The organism is Mycolicibacterium arcueilense (assembly GCF_058536225.1).
Genome location: NZ_JBZTYL010000020.1, coordinates 18029 through 38324, shown reverse-complemented (window position 1 = coordinate 38324; position 20296 = coordinate 18029). Strand labels below are relative to the sequence as shown.

General features: G+C 65.5%; 14 protein-coding genes and 1 pseudogene. 6 read left to right on the top strand and 9 right to left on the bottom strand.

Annotated features, from left to right (window positions below; all coding sequences use genetic code 11):
- The first annotated feature begins 15 nt into the window (after positions 1-15).
- Both AC4LGL_RS20995 and AC4LGL_RS20990 read left to right on the top strand, forming a co-directional pair.
- Positions 16-678 (top strand): EspK C-terminal domain-containing protein, encoded by a 663-nt coding sequence (locus AC4LGL_RS20995; protein ID WP_491840463.1) that lies wholly within the window; start codon positions 16-18, stop codon positions 676-678.
- Between the two features lie 132 nt (positions 679-810).
- Positions 811-2364 (top strand): PPE domain-containing protein, encoded by a 1554-nt coding sequence (locus AC4LGL_RS20990; protein ID WP_491840462.1) that lies wholly within the window; start codon positions 811-813, stop codon positions 2362-2364.
- A gap of 957 nt (positions 2365-3321) precedes the next feature.
- On the opposite strand, the gene AC4LGL_RS20985 is transcribed toward AC4LGL_RS20990, so the two are convergent.
- The 3 genes from AC4LGL_RS20985 to mycP form a co-directional block, all read right to left on the bottom strand.
- Positions 3322-3651: a YbaB/EbfC family nucleoid-associated protein gene (locus AC4LGL_RS20985; RefSeq protein WP_491840461.1), complete on the bottom strand. Its 330-nt coding sequence runs from the start codon at positions 3649-3651 to the stop codon at positions 3322-3324.
- 100 nt (positions 3652-3751) lie between these two features.
- Positions 3752-5149: a type VII secretion protein EccE gene (eccE, locus tag AC4LGL_RS20980; RefSeq protein ID WP_491840460.1), complete on the bottom strand. Its 1398-nt coding sequence runs from the start codon at positions 5147-5149 to the stop codon at positions 3752-3754.
- Positions 5146-6495 (bottom strand): type VII secretion-associated serine protease mycosin, encoded by a 1350-nt coding sequence (gene mycP, locus AC4LGL_RS20975; protein ID WP_491840459.1) that lies wholly within the window; start codon positions 6493-6495, stop codon positions 5146-5148. Before mycP ends, eccE begins: the two co-directional genes overlap by 4 nt.
- Before the next feature lie 491 nt (positions 6496-6986).
- Between mycP and AC4LGL_RS20970 the strand changes: the two are divergent.
- A pseudogene (locus AC4LGL_RS20970) lies at positions 6987-7259 on the top strand (type VII secretion target); the annotation flags it as partial.
- Between the two features lie 51 nt (positions 7260-7310).
- Here the strand turns inward: AC4LGL_RS20970 and AC4LGL_RS20965 are convergent.
- Positions 7311-7508 (bottom strand): hypothetical protein, encoded by a 198-nt coding sequence (locus AC4LGL_RS20965; protein ID WP_491840477.1) that lies wholly within the window; start codon positions 7506-7508, stop codon positions 7311-7313.
- A gap of 460 nt (positions 7509-7968) precedes the next feature.
- On the opposite strand from AC4LGL_RS20965, the gene AC4LGL_RS20960 reads away from it, so the two are divergent.
- Entirely contained in the window at positions 7969-10296 is a 2328-nt protein-coding gene (locus tag AC4LGL_RS20960) for a TPR repeat domain-containing protein (protein WP_491840458.1), read from the top strand.
- A gap of 982 nt (positions 10297-11278) precedes the next feature.
- On the opposite strand, the gene AC4LGL_RS20955 is transcribed toward AC4LGL_RS20960, so the two are convergent.
- From AC4LGL_RS20955 to AC4LGL_RS20940, 4 genes are read right to left on the bottom strand one after another with little or no spacing between them, the layout of a single operon-like run.
- Positions 11279-11536, bottom strand: a complete 258-nt coding sequence (locus tag AC4LGL_RS20955; RefSeq protein ID WP_491840457.1) for an HPr family phosphocarrier protein — start codon at positions 11534-11536, stop codon at positions 11279-11281.
- Between the two features lie 36 nt (positions 11537-11572).
- Entirely contained in the window at positions 11573-13585 is a 2013-nt protein-coding gene (locus AC4LGL_RS20950) for a PTS fructose transporter subunit IIABC (protein WP_491840456.1), read from the bottom strand.
- Entirely contained in the window at positions 13582-14550 is a 969-nt protein-coding gene (locus tag AC4LGL_RS20945; RefSeq protein ID WP_491840455.1) for a 1-phosphofructokinase family hexose kinase, read from the bottom strand. Before AC4LGL_RS20945 ends, AC4LGL_RS20950 begins: the two co-directional genes overlap by 4 nt.
- The gene (locus tag AC4LGL_RS20940) at positions 14547-15314 is read right to left on the bottom strand and encodes a DeoR/GlpR family DNA-binding transcription regulator (protein WP_491840454.1); all 768 of its coding nucleotides are present in this window, start codon (positions 15312-15314) and stop codon (positions 14547-14549) included. Before AC4LGL_RS20940 ends, AC4LGL_RS20945 begins: the two co-directional genes overlap by 4 nt.
- Positions 15315-15416: 102 nt before the next feature.
- Here AC4LGL_RS20940 and ptsP point away from each other — a divergent pair, with 102 nt between their 5' ends.
- Both ptsP and AC4LGL_RS20930 read left to right on the top strand, forming a co-directional pair.
- Positions 15417-17099 carry a phosphoenolpyruvate--protein phosphotransferase gene (gene ptsP / locus AC4LGL_RS20935; RefSeq protein WP_491840453.1) on the top strand — a complete coding sequence of 561 codons (1683 nt, stop codon included), beginning with the start codon at positions 15417-15419 and terminating at the stop codon, positions 17097-17099.
- Positions 17100-17164: 65 nt separating this feature from the next.
- Positions 17165-18139 carry a pirin family protein gene (locus AC4LGL_RS20930; protein WP_491840452.1) on the top strand — a complete coding sequence of 325 codons (975 nt, stop codon included), beginning with the start codon at positions 17165-17167 and terminating at the stop codon, positions 18137-18139.
- 4 nt (positions 18140-18143) lie between these two features.
- Here AC4LGL_RS20930 and AC4LGL_RS20925 read toward each other — a convergent pair whose 3' ends face one another.
- Entirely contained in the window at positions 18144-20288 is a 2145-nt protein-coding gene (locus AC4LGL_RS20925; RefSeq protein ID WP_491840451.1) for an FUSC family protein, read from the bottom strand.
- Positions 20289-20296 lie beyond the last annotated feature (8 nt).

Here is a 20296-nt window from a genome sequence, read left to right as displayed (position 1 = left end):
ACTGCACCGCGGTTCATGTGGCTGACCGCATTGACTAACGACGGCACCATCGTGGTGGCCAATAACTATGGGTTGGGTTTTGTACCGGACGGGGTGAATTTGCCCGATCAGGTGAAGTTCGCCAGCGTGGATGAGTCGGTTGCGGCTAAGGAGCGGGGGCGGTCGGCGACGTATCCGATGTTGGCGCTGGAGAGTTGGGCTCAGGCCCACGACACGCAACTACGGGCCGTGATTGCGCTCGAGGATCAACTCAAAGGGTTCGACTCGGGGGCAGCATCCGTTGTACTGCACCCCGACGACTTGCCGGCCAACGGCCAGATGCAGGGGCGGTCGCGGCTGATGTTGATCGCGCCAGAGGTGGCCGAGCGTTTGTCGAAGGTCAGCGATGCGGGGCTGACGGAGTTGTTGCCGCCGGCGCCGGTGGATCCGCAACCGCCGGAGGATCGTCGGGTGAAACTGCTCATGGCGGTGTTCCGTCCCTTGCTCAACAGCGACCCAGGTCGGGTGGCGGTGCAGTTGCAGGCGATGGTGGCCTACGGCCAGCACATGTATGAGGTGGCGATGCACGCCGCGTACACGGCCACCGATGGACCCAGCCAGCGGGAGGCGATCGCCGACGCACTGTATTGGCAGCATGTGAGTGTGCTGAACTCCGATGCGCTCGGAGAACCGAGTTGACGGCGCTTGCTGAGGCGCTCTCGGGAATTGCCGCCACCCCTCGATCAGGTGGATGGGGAGGGCGCGATCAATGTGAACAATCTGGTGGTGGCTCAAGGGTCTTCGTTAAAGACCATGGCATGAGGAGTACGGGTGGTCGAGCACGTTAACGTCGCTGCAGACGAGCTGAACAAGCGGGCGCAGTGGATCGAAGGAAACGCCGGGGATTGGCCATCCGAAGCGCCGAAAGCCACCGCGCCGGACGGGTTGAAATCGACACAGGCAGCGATCGACAACCTGAACGCATACGGCGAGTCGTTGCAGCAGTACACAAAGGCAAGTAAGGACGAAAGCCTGCGAATGGCGGCTATGTTGCGCGATACCGCCACGGCATATACCAACGTCGACAACGCTGGCAAGGTCGGGATCGAGAGGACGCACGCGATAGAGGCCATTCCGGTTCCGAACACTTCCGGACCTGAGGTGCAGCTACCCCCGGCGCCGCCACAACCAGGGATGGTGACCTCGGATGGGTACGCCACCGTGCCCGAAACCGAAGAATTGCTCAACAATCCCGGAAGCACCGCCTCACTGAATGAGGCCATCGGCAAAGCGACGGAGGCACATTTCGGACTGATCGCCAAAATTCCCGAGCCGAACATCCAAAATTGGGAGGGCGAGGCGGCGGACGCGGCGTTCCGCAAGTTCAACCTGTTTCGCGATTGGATCGAGGACCTCTCCGACGCGTGGGGAAAGTATGGTGTTGCGGCCCTGGCAATTATGCAGGCCCACAACAAGGCCGAGGCCGAACACAAACCGATCGCAAAAGCCTACGACGTCCTGGATAAGCAGCTAACAGAGCTCATGGCGAACGGCGGCAGCCAGGCTGAGGTCGACGCTGTCGCCAGCCTTATGGAGGAAGCCGAGCGCCGATCGTTGGGGGTTCGTGATGGGTACGCGCAGTCGGCGCGGCCGGAGATGCCAACGCCGCCGAGTCCGCCATTCGGGAAAGCTGGTGGAAATGGCGCCGGTCCCGGCAACCCCAGTGGCAACGACCGAACCGGCGGCGGGAGCAAGAGCGGCAGCGGTGAGAGCGAGGGTAAGAGTAGCGGTCAGTCGCCCGCCGGCGAACCGTCCATGTCGCCGGCCAGTGCCAGCCAAACAGGGCAGCAATCCGGGGCGCAGTCTGGTGAAGGTAAAGGCGCCGGTGGTGGCTCAGGTTCGGGCGGCGGTTCGCCATCTGGCGGTGGCTCCCCGTCCGGTGGAGGCTCGCCGTCCGGTGGCATGCCCGGCGGCCTGCCGGGCGACAAGCTTGGAGACCTCCCCGGATTGGGCGAGCCTGGCCTGAAGCCGGCGAGCGCCGGAGGCGGCGGAGGCGGTCTCGGCGGAGTTGGCGGTGGCGGCGGAGTGCCGTCGGCCCCATTGGGACCGGCGGTTGGCGCGGATTCCGTTGCGGCCAACCCCGCCGCGGCCGCGCGCGGTGGAGCCGGGCCGGCTGGCGCGGCACCGGGTGGTGCGGGCATGGGCGGCATGGGCGGCGGCATGGGTGGTATGGGTGGCGGCCACGGTCAAGGCAACCAGGGCAAAGAGAAGCGCCGCGATCCCAACCTGACTCCCGACGACGACCTCTACGTCGAAGACCGTGCCCACACCGAAGCCATCATCGGACACCGGCCGCGCCGGGACGGCAAGGAAAACAAGAAGTAGGGGGCGTACGGCTGGCGCAGTGACCTGTGACAACATCACGGGTCATCGTGCTAGCCGACCCCGAACTTTGTTGCATTAGAAGCACTTTGGGTCCTCGACCGCCGGGTGCGGCTAATCCGGCCATCCAGGAGTCGCGGGCGAGGACGCGAAATCTGCAGCGGTGAGTGGGCCGCGAGCCAGCCTATTCCTCTGGTCGAGTGAGTCTGGCGCAGTCGCTACGCAGTCGGCGACCACTTGCTGTTTGGTTGGCCATTCCTGTTGCGGGGCGCCAGAGGTCGTGAGAAAGCCGACGATTTGCCAACCGCCGAACACGTTGACTTTTGGGGCGGCTGCCGGGCCACGCTGTGAGGCAGAGTCCCTGCTGTCTGGTCATCGGGTGGAGCGACAAGGTCCAATCGAATCCCCACGATGCCGCGTTCGACAGACGGACCGCCAGGAACGAGTGGGTCGTAGGCCCCGTCGTAGCGGCGTGCTCCCATCTTGTAGCTGTATTTGCATACCGTCAGGGTCGCGCGGCCAGCCTCAGTCTGTACTGATCGGATATGAAAGCCCAGATTGCCGACATATGTAACTCCAGCCTCGCGAGAATCTCCGTCCGGTCGTCGGTCTCGAGCGGTCCGACTGCCGGAATGGTCGCTAGGTTCATTAGGTGGAACCGCTTCTAGGAATCCTGGATATGCATTATCGATGCTGCCCGTGTTGGTTACGACGTTGTACGACTCGAGGTAGGCCCGCACTGGCACCGCAATTCCCTTGGCGAGGTCAACTTCCGGTTCGGCAGTCCACTGCACCCGGATGCCGCTCATTCCGTCGGGCCATAGGAGAGCCTGTTCCGTGCCGCGGTGGAGAAAGCCGCAACCACTGAACAGCGGCACCGCAAGAGCGACCAAGAGCGGTACCACCGTCACTCGTATCGAGATCATTCAACCCTGGTACGCCACGTGGCTTTTCGTCGCTCTAAGCGTCCTCGGCCGTGATCCGGGCGGCTACCTCGTCGAGGCGTTCGCGGTCGGCCTCGATAGAAGCCGACGCAAGCGCAGTAGCCTTCTGCAGCGCCTCGTTGAGGCGTTGCTGCACCACCTGTGCGCCGAGCCGCAATAAACCATCCTCGATGAAGATCGATTTCAGGTTGTGGTGACCGTCGAGGGTCACATCAACTGTGTCGGTTTCGTCGCTGGCAGTGAAGGTTTCATTGGCCATCTTGTGCAGCTGATCGTCCATCAGCGACTGGAGGCGTTGCGCCTGACGTAGAACCGCGGCCACTTCCGGGTGCATATCGTCGTTCACTTCGAACCCTGTCCCGCTTGGCCGGACTGAATTACCCATGTCCTCGTCATTTCGGTATCCTCCCGACCTTTCTGGGACCCCTCTCCCAGGAAGCTTGATGTCACTGCTCCAGCGCCATCTGGTAGCGGCTCTCTTCACGTGGGTTGATCAACGTGATGGGGAGCTGACGGTGCCGTGGCGTGTCAATAAAGTTGGGCCGCATGATCACTCGGCCGACGCCCTGATGCGGACCCAGATACGTCGTCGAGTGCGGCCAGGCCACGCGCGGCACGCGGCCGACGCGGCCGTTGATCATCGTAGCGAATTCGCGGAACTGTGGGCCGAGGGTCACCACGGCGCCGGATGCGGCGGAGCGGATGACGAACTGGGTGAACAGGCGCGCGTCCCCGAGGTTGATGCTGACGTCGACGTTGTCGAACGGCATGTACACCGGATAACGGTCCGAGGTCTCACCGACGAGCACGCCCGCTGAGCCGATCGGGAGCTCATGATGCTTGTCGGTCACCGGGGTGAGGCCTTGAAGGGCCGCCCGCTGCCCGCCGTACAGGCAGGAAAAACCGCGCGGCGTCGTCGGATTGGACAACGTCGTCAACAGCACCGTCGTCGTCGGGGCGGCCCCGGGGCGCACCCGCACACACGTAGTGGTGTGGTCGGCGCGCGCCGACCACCAGACATCCGGACCGCCGGGAGCGTTGTAGGCCGCGGTAAAGGTGCTGCGGCCCTTGATCACTGACCAGGTCTCCTTCTCAAAGGAGATCTCGGTGGCCTTGTCGAAATCATCGAAGCTGCGCGAGCATCGTGCATCAACTCCGTTGCTGGCCAACTGGTCTGCGATACGGGTGGCGGACGCCACCAGGTACCGCGCCAGCCCGGATACCCCGCTGTCGCGTCGCTGGGCTGAGCGTCGGGTCTCCTCCGGGTTCGCACGGATCACAATCCAGGTCCGACGGTTGGCCGGTGCCGGATACGGGCCCACCACCTGCTCGTAAAGGGCCACGAGGCTCGCGGGGGCGGTCTTGCCGACTCGATAGCCGGCTGAGACGATGTCGGCTTCCAGATCGGGGCAGTGCGCCTCCAGCAGCTTCTCGACCAGCTTCGTGCTCACGGTGTCGTCGGAGACAGCGCCTCCGTTGACGATCACAGTCGGGGTGAAAGGCCTTGGCACCAGCTCGATCACCGCGACTAGGTAGTCACCCTGCCAGCGGACCGCAACGTGGTCGCCCGGCATCACGGTGGCGCCCACCGCAGGCTCCGACGGCACGTCGGGGGTACTGCGGTGGCGGCGCCGCCACGAGAAGATCGCCCGGACCCAACCGGTGAGCCGGTAACCGCGGATGGTGAGTACCGAGAAGATCGCGGTCAGCACCGACAGCGTGATTCCCAGCCACAGCAGGTTGAAGTGCATGCATATCGCGATGTACGCCGGGATCAGCGTGGCCGCCCAGATGGCGTGCCCCGTGGTGAAGCGGAAGCCGAAATGCCGCTGCAAGAAGCTCATTGGCGCCGCCGCAATGCGCGCCGGGTCATCGCGGCGATCCCGAGAATCAGTGCGAGTGCAACTCCGGCAACCACCACTCCGGTGATCGGGCCGCGGTCTGGCGGCGGAATGTACACCGGCGGCGGAACTTCCTTGACGCGGAACGGCGCCTTCTTCGGGCCTTCGGGGACCTCCCACGTCAGCGCGGCCACCGGATCGACCACGCCGGCGCCGACATAATTGTCCACACCGCCGCCGGGATGGCGCGCGGTGGCGGTGATCCGGTTGATCACCTGGGCCGGGGTCAGATCCGGGAAGCGCTGCTTGACGAGCGCCGCCAGACCGGAGACGAACGCGGCCGAGAACGACGTGCCGTTCAGCGGTACCGGGCCGTCCTCACCGGGGGTGGCATTGATGGGTTGGCCCTCATAGCCGAGTGCAGTGAGGTTCTCTCCCGGTGCTGCCGCGCCCAACCATGGGCCCGACATCGAGAAGTTGCTCGGCTGACCGTTCTGGCCGACGCTGCCGACGGTCAGCACCAGCGGGTCGTACCAGGCTGGGCTGACGATCGTCTGCACGCCCTTCCAACCGCGGGCGTCGGCCGGAAGCGACTGATCCGGCGGCGGGTTCTGGGTGCAGTCCTGGCCGGTGTTGCCGGCGGCCACCACGATCACCGCGCCCTTGACGTTCACCGCGTAGTTGATAGCCGCGCCCAGGCTGGACTCGTCGATCCGGCGGGTCACCTTATAGCAGGCGGCCTCACTGATGTTGATCACCTGCGCGCCCAGGTTGGCCGCGTGCACCACCGAGCGGGCCAGGCTACGGATCGAGCCGGCGGTCTGGGTGGTGTTCGGGTCGTTGGGGTCCTGCCGCGAACCCTTGGGCTGGAACGCCACCGACGTCTGACGCAGCGAAATCAGTCGCGCTTCGGGGGCCACACCGACGAATCCGTCAGTGGGGGACGGGCGCCCGGCGATGATCGATGCCGTCAGGGTCCCGTGGGCGTCGCAGTCGGACATTCCGTTGCCGCCGGCGTCGACAAAGTCGCCGCCCGGCTCGGCCGGAACCCGAGGTGAACCGTTGACCCCGGTGTCGATCACCGCGACAGTTACTCCCGCGCCGGTTGCGAACTTCTGCGCCTCGGCCAGCTTCAGGTAGTCCGCGGCCCAGGGTTTGTCGGCGAAGTTCGAGTTCGGCATGACCGTCGGCGTCGCGCAGATCTTGCGCTGCTCCGTCGGCTGATCGGGACCGGTCTCATCAGGCGGAACGGCCGCGGCGTCGATCGCCGGCGGATCGATCGCGAACGCCGGCGGCGCACTGAATAGGGCCAGCAAAACTGCCAGCAGCATCACGGCTAAGCGCTGCACGCCTCACACTCCCCCAAAGACATCGGACATGTCTGCAGTGTGCTGATGCACTTTCAGCAAACAATATCCGGCCTGCTCGACAACGCATCTTCTCACTTCAAGCCGTCCGGCTATTTGCACGCAGGCAATCATAAGGGTGCCCAGGTGAGGCTGATAACGCTTTGTGCCCGCAGTGAGTGTTGCACCCGGCAAGTCGGGGGTGTAAGTGGGTATATCCGGAGCAGTCGAGCCGATCGCGTAGGGCGCAGCAGTCGGCCTGCCGTAGCCGCTTCACTGCGGCGAGCAGACGGATGGGCCCATGTCGCGGCGGCGCCGAGGTAAAGCCAACTGGTGGTGGAGTGTCTCCAACGTCATTGCTCCAATGACTAGTGGCTTCGGCCGGACGTCTTAGTGGAAGGCGGTCCTGTGGGACAGAAATGTTCTGTCACCGACGTTTCGGACCCCCGCCTAGAATTGTCACAACGGCAAACGCCCCTTAAGGAGGGACGGCGATGACGGAGATGAGAGCTTCCACCGGCGCAGTCACGGCTTTGGGGGGACAACTCGACAACGTTGCTGCGGATGTGGGTGCGGCGATCCATGGTGCCCCCGCACTATCAGATGTGGCCAATAGCCACGGAACCATCGGCTTCCCGGCCGATTTCGCCGGCGCCGCTGAAGCACGTAGTGCGGCAGTCGGTGCCACGAAGGCGGTCTCCGAGAGAATGGCTGAGACTCTCCGGCAGGCTGCCAAAGCGTATGAACGCGGTGATCTGGACGCCGCCGAACAGCTGAAGGCGCAAGCCGATCGGTTGGCAGGTGGGCGTAGCTCTGGCTCATCGAATGCCGGAGGTGGCCCCAGCGGCAGTGGTGGTCAGGATGGCGGTTTGCAGGCCGGAGGCCAGATGATGGGCCAGTTCTCTCAGATGGCCGGCCAGATAATGCAGGGAATCACGCAGCCGGTCCAGGGGATAGTGCAGGGGCTGTCGCAGGTGCCACAGCAAGTCATGCAGGGCGTGCAGGGCATCGTCCAAGCGGCGACCCAAGGTGCCGCTGGCGGCGCAGGTGGTCTCGAGGCAACACTGGCAGCAGCTGGCCAACCCGACGGAGCGGGAGCGCCTACGGAGGGTGAGAAGGCGCCTGCTCAAACCGGCATTATGAGCGAGGAGCGGGCGCGAGAGTTGCAGGGTTTACCGTCGCTGCACCGCGACGAGGCTCCGCATCAACCCCCGCCAGAGTCATCGCTGCGGGTTCACCCGCGAACCGCTCGCGACATGTAACACCGACGGAACCCACCAGTCGTGTTCACGCGGCACAGGTCTCAATGTGCGGATCTTGAGTGTGAACGTGGTGGATGGGGTCTGTTTCGGCGGGGCCATGCACGGATTGGCTTGTGCGTTCGGCGGACTCACATCTGCGGGATTTGCCGCCTCTGCGGAGCTGGCAATGCTGAGATACTGAGTCGTCACCGTCGGTATTCTGGGGGAGGTTCCAATGGGTGCGTTGGATGCGTTCTATTCGACGTGGTCGAAAGCGCGGGAAACGTTCGGCCAGGGCACCCCTCAGGATGGGACTCAGTTCGACGCAAGCTCAAAGTTCCAGCAGGCGAAGTCGGCAGTGGAGGCTGCTACAGCCGGGCCGAGTTGGCAGGGCCCGGCGTCCGAGGCATATGCCGCTAAGAACAAAGAGCATGCGGGCGTGTACGGCAAGTTGGCCAGCTTGGACCAGCGGATGGCGACTGAAGTTACCAACGCCGCCAATGTGGTTGCCGCGGGCCGGCGGAACCTCGACCAGATCAAAAGTTGGGTGACCAGCGCAGTGAACTCGATCCCTAGCGGCACCAGCGCTGCGTACAGGGACGCAAAGCTGCTGCAGATAGCCAACGCGGGTATTTCCAAGGTGAGCAACATCGTCCAGACGTCGACCGGCGAGATGAACGCCATCGGCGGACGGGTCAGCGGTATCAAAGGTGAACTCCACGCTTTCGGTAACGAGAAGCTAGCACCTGGTGCAGAACAGCCAGGTGACAAGAAGGATGCGAAAAATGGCGAAGAAGCCGACGCTTTGTCCGCATGGCAAGAGCGTGAGGATGATGAACTAAAGCCGGAAGACATGGAGAGCCTTGTTCACGATGCGCTCGGCGGCGATGAAGATGCAGCAACCCATGTTGACAAGATCCTCGACAGTATCGACGAAGAGCAGTTGGGGCCAAACAGTGTTGCCCATCCGCTTAGTCCGCTACAGGCGGAACTCGTTGGCCAGATGCAGGCGCAGATGAAACCGATGTCGATCAGCGATTTGAACACGGCTCGCGATAAGTTGGGCTCGCACAAGGACATTTTGAGCAACGCAATGCAGGTCATGAGTGACAAGGACGTAAGCTATCCGAGGCACGACGGAGATGGCCCACAAATTGTTACCCCAGGCGGGCTGCCGAACGACGGCGTCCTGCCTGGCGACAGCGGAGCACTACCCGACGCCGTCCAACGTGCACTCAATAATGCGGATAGCATCCAACTGGCGGGAATGGCAGGACCGGACGGCTCCAGCGCACCAGTAAGTCTTCGCCACGCCGATGACCTCAAAGCAATCGCCGAAATTGTCAAGGATGGCGATCCCAAGTTCCAGAGTGGAACCGAGCTCGACCGGCAAATGTTGCTTGCGGCGGACCGCATCATGGACACCCAGGGACACCCAATGGGAAATCCTCCGCTAGATCTTGAGGATACGACGCAGAATCTATTTCAGGCAATCGATGACGACCATCAGATCATCAACGACCACCTTATGGGTCGGAATGGGGTCGACGCCAAGGATTTCCTCAATGATGTCAACACAATCGACTGGACCGACAATGGCAGGTCTGCAGGTCATCTGTTTAGTTGGACTGGCGAGCACGGCAGTGGGCCGGAGGCGCAGATCGCCGCTGAGACGGCCGATAAGTATGCAGAATATCTTGGAGAGAAGCGCCCTCAGTTGATGGATATCAATGGCCAGACGCTGGGTCAACTCAATCCAGAACTGGTCCAAGGGTACGCGCGTGGACTCGTTCCCTTCGTAGATGACATGGCCGGGAGTTCAGCTTCGCCGTTTTTTGAGATCGATGACGAAACAGAAAGGCGCACAGGTTTGATGCCCGACGCCAAGGGGGTATTCGCGGTCCTTAATACGGACGCGGGGGCGGCGGGTTTAATAAATCAGGCTGCGTATTCGGAAGCTATGAAGCATGAGACAGCATTTGCGAACAATCCTGGCGACCCGCTAGCTCATCAGTACTTAACCACTGCAGCCACTATGCGCGGTCTCGTTGATGTAGGTGCGCATGAGGCGTTCCAGGCATTCCAACATAACGGCTATGAGGCGGACAAGACGGAGACTCAATGGAAGAAGAGCGGTTTCGACGCCGCTGTCGCTGGGTTGAGCACCGGCGGCGCAATGGTGCCTGGCGTCGGGTTCGTCGCCGGCCCCGTGATCAGCCAGGTGGGTGCTGTCTTCAGTCAACAAATGTTCGATACTCCGCCTGGGCCGGTCGAACGCCCACTTCCGCAGATGGCGGAGCCAATTGCGAGCACCGTTCTCCTTGATGCGATGCTCGCGGCTGGCCATCAACTAGACCTTCCGAACGGCTATATCGAGGGAGGTCATGTAGTTCATCCGAAGGGTGTCGACGACGGTCTTTTCGAGGCTGAAATCAACCAAGAGATTGGCCAGCGGACGGTCGTGGTCGCCGGCAATGGACCTGACGAGGTCTACACCAATCGCTATAACCTCGTGATTCAGGATCCGGATATTCAGCAGGCCAAGCCCGAGGGGGTTGGTTGATGGCTCGATTTCGACACCAGTCGCTAGCGTGCATCGGGATCATTCTTCTGATCGTAGGGATTGGTTGCACTCCGCAGGGCTCGAAGGAAACCGCTGTACCACCAGAATCACAGCCTGCTGGTTGGCCAGAGGCGTTGAACGATTTCTCGGTGGTCTGGACCGCCGAGTCGGCCATCGACTTAACCACGGGCGCTGCTGTGGTGGTGCGCGCGTACATGGAGTCGTATTACCTTGCGTACCTCACTGACGATGAGAAGTACCTGTATCCGGGGTTCCAGCAGTCAGTTGACGCCAACGACCCCGATGGACCTGACGGCACGGAGGAACTCTGGCCGAAGCCCAATGGATCGGAGACGTGGGTCGGTACTGCTCGCCATCATCTACTTCGGCTAGAGCGGTCGGATCGAGACGTCGCCGTTGTCGGGTGTGTGTACTCGTACAGTAGTGGCGTCCTGACAGAGGACGGGGTGCAGGCGAACATCGGCGGAATGGGGCCGTACGCGGGCATCAACGCGATCAGGATCAGTTTGCAGGCCCCGGATAGCGAAGAAGTAAACCTTCCTCCTCAGCGTGGGCCGTCGCGGGCACCTTTCGAAAATGTTTTCGGTGGGTGGCGGGTGACCAATCACCAGGGTGGATTTCTCTTGCAAGCAAACTGGGATGGGGCGGGCAATGACAAACAGCAATGTTTGTCGCGGGCCGAAGGGACACCTGAGAGCCGCGGATCCCAATCCGACTTTCCGGCCCTACCCGCGACTCCAGGATGGCCAGCTAAATCAAGCTAATCCTCTATCGAGTCGGACGAAGGAGCTTGGGGCCGTGGAACACACTCGTATCGGGCCGCGAATAATTGAAGAAAGCTGTGAATGCATTCACTGTCTTGGACGAGCCTTACGCAGTGAATCTCGATTGACACGCAGTGTCCCGGCCATGGACGCAAGTCCATGATTGCTGGCAATGGCCCCACGCACTACTTTCGCCTTCACACATCCAAATCCTGCTCCACCAACCCGGCCACGGTGGCCAACGCATCGGCGTCGTCGGAGTCAACGGTCACCTGAGCCCCGTTACCGGCACCGAGCGCCATGATCATCAGGGCCGAACCGGCGTCGACGGGCTCGCCGCCGTCCATGGACAGCGTGACGGGAACTCCGGCATTGACCACCGCCTCGGCGATGATCGCGGCAGGGCGGGCGTGCAGGCCGATGGCCGAACCGACGGTGACAGTCTTGCTGGGCATTGTTTCTCCTTAGGGTTGTGACGAGAGAGTTGTGACTCAGGTGGTGGCCAGCGCCGGAGAATCCGGCGTGGTGACAGCTGGTTTTACGAACTGTTTGGCCGCTACTACCGCCAGGGCGCTGACGACGGTGCCGGCAGCCAGGGCGATCAGGAACCACAGCAGGTTGCCGATCGCGAAGAACACGAAGATGCCGCCGTGCGGAGCCTTGAGCGTGACGTCGAACGCCATGATCAGCCCGCCGGTCACGGCGCCGCCGAGCATCATCGACGGGATGACCCGCAGGGGATCCGCGGCGGCGAACGGGATGGCGCCTTCGGAGATGAAGGATGCACCCAACAGCCATGCGGCGCGGCCGTTTTCACGTTCGGGTTCGGTGAACAGCCGTGGCCGCAGCGTCGAGGCCAGCGCCATCGCGAGCGGCGGCACCATGCCGGCGGCCATCACCGCGGCCATGATGCGCAGTGTGGCGGGGTCGGCGACGTTGAGGCCCGCGGTCGCAAATGCATAGGCCGCCTTGTTGACCGGGCCGCCGAGGTCGAAGCACATCATCAAACCGAGAATGACACCGAGGATGACGACCGAAGTCCCGGTCATGCCGCTGAGCCAGTTCGTCAGGCCGGTGGTCAATGCGGCCAGCGGCCGGCCGAGCAGCAGGAACATCAACAGGCCGACGATCAGTGACGCACCGAGCGGGATCACCACCACCGGCATCAGTCCCCGGAACCACTGCGGCACCTTGAACGAGCTGATCCACTGCGCGGCGAACCCGGCAATCAGACCGCCGACGATGCCACCGATGAACCCGCCGCCGACGAACACGGCCACCGCTCCGGCGGTGAAACCCGGTGCGATGCCGGGTCGGTCGGCGATCGCGAACGAGATGTATCCGGCGAGTGCGGGCACCAGGAACATGAAGGCCAGCCCGCCGAGCGTGAACAGCACCGCCCCGAGGTACTGCGTCAGACCACCGGGTGGCAGGTCGGCCAGGGTGTTGGTGACGGCGATGTGGTGGCCGAGCGAGTTCATTCCGTAGGACAGAGGTTCGGCACCGTCCGGGGTGTTGCCGATGTCGTAGCCGGCGAAGAGGAAGCCCAGGGCGATGAGCAGACCGCCCGCCGCGACGAACGGGATCATGTAGCTCACGCCGGTGAGCAGGATCTGCCGGGTGCGGGTGCCCCAGCCCACGTCCCCTGACGCGGCCGGAGCCGCCTCGTCGACCGAGCCCGCCACTCGTGGGGCGTTGGGATTACCTGCGGCGCCGATGGCTTCGGAGATCATGACCCCGGGTTCGTTGATGGCGCGTTTGACGCCGGAGGCGACGACGGGCTTGCCGGCGAAGCGTTGCTTGTCCTTGACCCCGACATCGGTGGCGAAGATGACGGCATCGGCCGCAGCGATCGTCGCCGCGGGCAGCGGTGTGCTCCCGGATGAGCCCTGGGTTTCGACGGTCAATGCGACCCCGGCATCGACAGCGGCCTGCTTGAGTGCGTCGGCCGCCATGTAGGTGTGGGCAATGCCGGTGGGGCAGGCGGTGATCGCGACGATCGACATCGCCTTGGCCGGTTCAGGCTCAGTGACCGGGGCAGGAGCAGGTGCCGGATTCACCACGTCGTCGACGAGCGCCACCACCTCGTCGACGCTCGCGGCATCCCGTAGTGAGGCCACGAAGTCCTTGCGGACCAGGGCGCGGGCCAGGCTGGACAGCAGCTTCATGTGTTCGGCCCCACCGGATTCCGGGGCGGCGATCAGGAACACCAGATCCGCCGGTCCGTCGGGAGCCCCGAAGTCGACCTTGGGGGACAGTCGGGCGAAGCCGATCGTGGGCGTCTCGACGTAGGGCGAGCGGCAGTGGGGGATCGCGATGCCGCCGGGCAGTCCGGTGGCGGACTGAGCCTCACGGGCCATTGCGGCACCCACCAGACCGTCGGTGTCGCCGGTGCGACCCGCCTCGGCGAGCGCTCCGACCAGTCGCGTGATGACGGCTTCCTTGTCGGCGCCCGCGTCGATGTCGAGCAAGACCAGCTCGGAGGTGATGATCGGTTGGGTCATGGCGACACCTTCATGGGGTGGGTACGGACTGCGTCGAGGTCGAGCTGGGCAGGCGTGGGCAGGGCGGATCCGGGGAGTGCCGCGGCGGCGCTGCCGTAGGCGACGGCCATCTGCAGTCGTTGCGGGGCTTCGGCGCCGGCGTCGGCGGCGCGCAGGTAGCCGGCCAACGAGGCGTCGCCCGCGCCGACGGTGCTGCGCGGAACGATCGGCGGCGGTGTGGCCAGCCAGGAACCCGCGCTGTCCACGAGGACCGCGCCGGCTGCCCCCAATGTGGCGAGCACCGCGCCGACGCCCCGCTCCACGAGCCGGCCGGCGGCCGCCACCACCGATGACACGTCACCCTGGGCCGCAGCGCTTTCCAGGGCGTTAGCCGATACCCCGGCCAGGTCGGCCAGCTCCTCGGCGTTGGGCTTGATCAGATCGGGCGCGGCCACTTCGAACGCGGCGGCCAGCGCGGCCAGCGGCGCTTCGGAGGTATCGACGGCCACCCGGCAGTCGAGCGGCGCCAGCAGCCTCACCACGTGGGCGTACCAGCCGTCCCGAATCCCGGGCGGCAACGACCCGGACAACACCAACCACGATGCTTCTTGGGCCTTGGCCAGCAGACAGCTGGTGAGCGCCGACAGCGTGTCAGCGTTCACCCTGGCGCCGCGCTCGTTGAGTTTGGTTGTGGTGCCATCGGATTCGGTGATGGCGACGTTGGTGCGGACCGGCTCCGCGATCGGAACGGCGGTGAACGGCACACCGTGCGCCCGTAACGCCGCGAGTAGGGGATCAGTGTCAGCGGCGGGCAGCACCGCTTCGGCGGCCACGCCGGCCAGGGTCAGAGCCCGGGCCACGTTGATGCCCTTGCCGCCGGGTTCGACGGTGACGGAGTCGACGCGCTGTACAGCTCCGCGCGCCAACGGCGCCCTCAAAGTGACGGTGCGGTCCAGGCTGGGGTTCGGGGTGACGGTGATGATCATGCGATCACCACCTCGACGCCGTGTGCGGTGAGCTGTGCGCGGTCGGCATCCGAGATCTCACTGTCGGTGATCAGGGTGTCGACGCTGTCGATGGGGGCGAAGCTGACGAAGTCCTCTTGGCCGACCTTTGATGAGTCTGCGACCACTACAACGTAATTCGCGGCCTGCACCATGGCCCGCTTGACGGCTGCCTCGTCGGTGTCGGGCGTCGAGAGTCCGTGCCGCACGCTGATGGCGTTGGTGCCGATGAACGCGATGTCCACCCGTAGCGTTTCGAGTACCCGCAGCACCTGCTCGCCGACGGCGGCCTGGGTGAGGCCGCGGACCCGTCCACCCAGTAATTGCAGGGTGACGGTCGGCATGGTGGCCAGGAGGCCGGCGATCGGCACCGAGTTGGTCACCGCGGTGAGCTCCCGGTCTGTCGGCACCTGCGAGGCGACGCGGGCGGTGGTGGTCCCCGCGTCCAGCAGGACGCTGGCACCGGTGAGGGGGAAGAAGTCGACTGCAGCCGCGGCGATGGCATCCTTTTGCGCGGCGCGGGTGGTGTCGCGTTCGCCGACTCCGGCTTCCACGAGGTGAAGGGTCCGGGCGGGGACGGCTCCGCCGTGCACCCGGCGGACGACGCCGGCTTTGTCGAGCACCGCCAGATCTCGACGGACGGTTTCGGTGGTGACGTCGTATGTCTGCGCGAGTTCGGCGACTGAGGCGCGGCCCCTGCTCATGACCAGCGCGGCGATGGCCTGCTGGCGCTCCTCGGCGTACATGAGCCTCCGTTTGTGTGGGTTCGAGCCTGACGAGATGTTGATATGTGTTGTTTTACGCCTGACTGTGTTGACTTGTCAACGTTTTCTTGTAATGTGGCTCACATGGGCACTACAGCATCGGTTGCGTCACCCATCGTCTTGCGCGGGGTTCCGGTGGTCCCGGGGGTGCAGTACGCACCCGTGATCCGGGTCAGCAGACTCCCGCAGATCGAGGTGCCGGCCGGCGACATCGCTGAGGCGGACCGGCCGGCCGAAGCGGGGCGTTTCGCGGCTGCGGCGACGGAGGTCGCCACCCGGCTGCGGGACCGGGCCGCGCACGCCACGGGTGCCGCCTCAGAGGTGCTCGCCGCCACCGCGACGCTGGCCCAGGACCGGGCCTGGCTCGGGGCTGCTGACAAGAGGATCGCCGCAGGCGCTCCGGCGGTCCGCGCCGTGACCGAGGCCGTGGACCAGTTCGTGGAGTTGTTCACCCAGCTCGGCGGGCTGATGGCCGAACGAGTCACCGACCTGCGGGATATTCGCGACCGGGTCCTCGCCGAGCTTTCCGGACTACCGGAACCCGGTGTGCCGCTGCCGGATACCCCGTCGATCCTGTGTGCCGAGGATCTGGCACCTGCCGACACCGCCGGACTGGACCCGCAGTTGGTGGTCGGCTTGGCCACCACGCTCGGTGGGCCGACCAGCCACACCGCGATCATCGCCCGCCAGCTGGGAATTCCCTGCGTCGTGGCGGTCGGTGGTCTCGACGCCGTCGCCGCCGGCGCGATGGTTCTTCTTGATGGCACGGCGGGCACCGTCACCGCTGACCCCGACGCCTCGGAGGCCGCCGCGGCAGTGGCCGCTGCGCAACGGGAGGCGCTGGCGGCCCGGCAGTGGGCCGGCCCGGGCGCGACGGCGGATGGCCATACCGTCGCCATCTTGGCGAATGTCCAGGACGGTGCCGCCGCTCGCGCTGCCCGCGAAACCCCTGCCGAGGGCGTCGGGCTGTTCCGCACCGAACTGTGCTTCCTCAACCGCGACACCGAGCCCACCGTCGACGAACAGGCGAAGATCTACGGCGAGGTGCTCGAGGCGTTCGCCGGGCACAAAGTGGTGGTCCGGACCCTCGACGCAGGTTCGGACAAGCCGTTGAAGTTCGCAGGTCATCCGGAGGAGGTCAACCCGGCGCTGGGCGTGCGTGGCATCCGCATCGCCGAGGGCAATCCTGGCCTGCTGGACCGTCAGCTCGAATCGGTCGGCGCGGCGGCCGAGCAGACCGGCAACCCACCATGGGTTATGGCACCGATGATCGCCACCGCTGCGGAGGCGAAAAGCTTTGCCACCAAGGCGCGTTCGTACGGGCTGACGCCGGGGGTGATGATCGAGGTGCCCGCCGCGGCACTGTTGGCCGACAAGATCCTCGAGCACGTCGAGTTCCTGTCGATCGGCACCAACGACCTCGCGCAGTACACGATGGCCGCCGACCGGATGTCGGCCGATCTGGCCGCCCTCACCGATCCGTGGCAGCCCGCGGTTTTGGCTCTGGTGGCGATGGCGGCCCGCGCCGGAGCGGTGGCGGGCAAGCCGGTCGGTGTGTGTGGTGAGGCCGCGGCCGATCCGCTGCTGGCCGCCGTGTTGGTGGGCCTGGGTGTGACGTCGTTGTCGATGGCGCCGGCCGCGATCGCTGCGGTGGGCGCGAAGCTCGCGCAGGTGACGCTGCAGCAGTGCCGCGCCGCCGCGGAGGCGGTGCTCGACACCGCGACAGCTGCCGAGGCGCGCGCTGCCGCCGCGGCGGCTCTCGCCTGACCTCTGGGAATAATCGGACCGCAGTCCGGTTATAGCTGGCATAAGACTACAAACAGGAGGTAGGAATGCCAGCCATCACCGCAGACACCTTGACCCTGCCCCGTATCGCGGCAGCTCAGGCGTCGGAGACCGAACGCCCGGTCCGCTCGATCACCACCGGCCCGCGCGGATACGAGGGCGAGGGATTCCCCGTCGTCCGCGCATTCGGTGGAGTCAGCGCCGCCGACCTCGACCCGTTCGTCCACATGGACCAGATGGGTGAGGTGGAATACCAGCCCGGTGAACCGCGGGGCACCGACTGGCACCCGCACCGCGGCTTCGAAACCGTCACCTACATGATCGACGGCCGGTTCGCGCACCAGGATTCCCACGGCGGCGGCGGTCTGATCACCGACGGCGCCACTCAGTGGATGACCGCCGGGTCCGGGATCCTGCACATCGAAACCCCGCCGGCCGAACTGGTCGAGAGCGGCGGCACGTTCCACGGCATCCAGCTGTGGGTGAACCTGCCGAAGAAGGACAAGTTCGCGACGCCGCGTTACCAGGCCATCGAAGGTCCCGACGCCAAGTTGCTGTCCTCTCAGGACGGCGGGGCGTTGGTCCGCATCATTGCCGGCGAGATCGACGGGGCGCAGGGGCCGGGTAACACCCACACCCCGATCACCCTGGCGCACGCCACGATCGAGCCGGGTGCGCAGCTCAATCTGCCGTGGAACCGCGACTTCAACTCGCTGGTGTACGTACTGAGCGGGCGCGGCAGCGTCGGCCCCGTCGGCCACCCGATCCACCAGGGCCAACTGGCCGTGCTGGGCCCGGGCGACCGGATCACGGTGTCTGCTGAGGGAACTCAGGACTCGAACCGGCCGGCGATGGAGGTTCTGCTGTTGGGCGGCAAACCGATTCGCGAACCGGTCTTCCACTACGGTCCGTTCGTGATGAACTCGAAGTCCGAGCTCATCCAGGCGCTGGAGGACTACCAGGCGGGCAAGTTCGGCCAGATTCCGCCGAATGCGCTGATGCCGCATCGGCCCCTGAACTGACCGACTAACCTACCGACTCGGCGGGCTGCGGGTACAACAACTCCAGCTCGCCGAGATGCGCTGCAGCCGTGACCAGCGGCAGGGCCGCCGAGACCGCCAGATCGGTTCCGGTGGCCTCGGCGCGTAACGACACCACGAAGCTCTCGCCGATCGGTATCAGTTCCGACGTGGTGTCCGTGCCGGTGAGCCGGGTGCAGATCGCCGCGGCATGCTCCTCGATCACCGAACGGGTCTGCGGATAGACGCCCAGCGGCGGGGGCACGACGTCGGCGATCAGCTCTGCCACCGCCCGTACCCGGATCACCCGATTGGCCGCCCGAACCGCCGGGGCACGTTGGTCGGTGGGCCCGCCGGTCTCCGAAAGATACTGGCGGACAGCGTCATCCAGTGTCCGCGTGGCGGTGAGGGTGTCATGCCCGAGTGCGATCACGCGATCGGTGGCGGCCTCTGAGGCGCCACGTGTCACCCGCAGCACGGCGGCGTCGAGGAACTGTGCGCCCACCGCCCTGGCCCGATCGATCGCCTTGGACACCGAGGCCGTCGCACCCCGCGGCCACAACAGCACCGACGCCACGATCCCCACGAGTGCGCCGACCACGACGTCTTCCACCCGGACCAACCCGACTCGCCAACCGGTCGGTGCGATCAGGTTGAAGTTGATCAGCACCATCATGGTGAACGCCGCCTGCCCGGCGATGAACGATCCGACCTTGGGCACATAGGCCGATCCGAATGCCACCAGAGGCAACAAGATCCACATCACGATCGGATCCACCCCGACGAACTCGATGAGCACGGCGCCGAGGATGAAGCCGATCGTCGTGCCGGCCACGGCACGCAGCACCCGGGTCCCGGTGTCCAGCGCGCTACTGCGCAGCACCGACATCACGCCCAGCACCACCCAGAACCCGTGCTGCACCGGAAACAGGTGGGTGACGGCCACCGCGAGGGCCAACCCCAGACCGGTGCGCAGGCTGTTGCGCAGCACCACCGCGCGGGAGGCGACCAGGCCGCGGGTGATGGCGGCGACGGCGACGGTCTCGGGCATCACCCAGTCCGCGGCCCCGGTTTCGGGTAGTCGCCGGCCCAGCACCCGGGCCCACACCGGTCGGGCGTCGGCCAGTGCCGCATTGCCGATCACGCGTCCGGTGACGGCGATGGTGGCCGAGATGGTGCGCCGGTTCAGCAGGACCCCGCCGACCTTGGCGGCGGATGCGTCGTCGGCCATGCTCAGGATCTGGGTGATGTCCTCGCGGTAACTGCTCTGGGCCACGGTGCGCTGCTCGGCGAGAGCCGCGCGCAGATCGGCTTCGCGGGCGGCGCGCTCGGCGCGATCATGAATCTTCAGCAGGGCGGCGCTGTCGCGCAGTACCCGCACCGTGGGCTCGCGCGTGGCACCCAGCAGTTCGCCCGTCTGGTCGGTGACCTGGTCGCAGATCCAGCCAAGATCGTCGACGACGCGCACCAGTGCGCGGCTGCCCGCGCTGAGGGCGACGGGCCGGTAGTCGGCGCCGAGGAAGCTGGCGTACAGCGCGTTCATCGCGCGGGTGACGTCGCGGTCCGAGGCCTGGCCCTCCAGCCGGTCGGCCAATAGTCGGCATACCCGCGCGGCGTCGCGGCGCAGCTCATCGTGGTGGCGGGGCGCAAACAGGTACAGCGCGGCAGGCACGCACACCACCAGGGCGATCAACCAGCCCAGCAGCCGGTCGGGAATCGGGCCCACGGGTGTACACAGCGGCAGCACGAACAGCAGCAGCGTGGCGCGTTGCCCGGCGGCGACGATCTCGCTGAGCACCCCGGAGAACGTCACCACCAGTCCGACGACGAACATCGCCGCCACGCTCGGCCACGGGTAGGGAGCCAGGACCGTGCCCAGCACGATCAGTACGAACCCGTTGAGGGCCAGGCCGCCGTAGGCCAGGGCGCGGGCCGGCCGGTTGCCCGGGAAGTCGGCCGTGATGAGCAGGGAGACCGCTCCGAAGATCGCGAACAGCGGAGTCTGCGAGTCGCCCCCGACGGCGAAGCCGACGGCTGCGGCGACGGGTAGGACGATGGCGGCCCGCACGGCACGGCGCAGCGCGTCGTAATCCGGGTCCTTATCCCGCAGGCGGTCAGCTGCCCGGTGCCAGATCTCGGCCGGGGTCAGCATGATCGCCG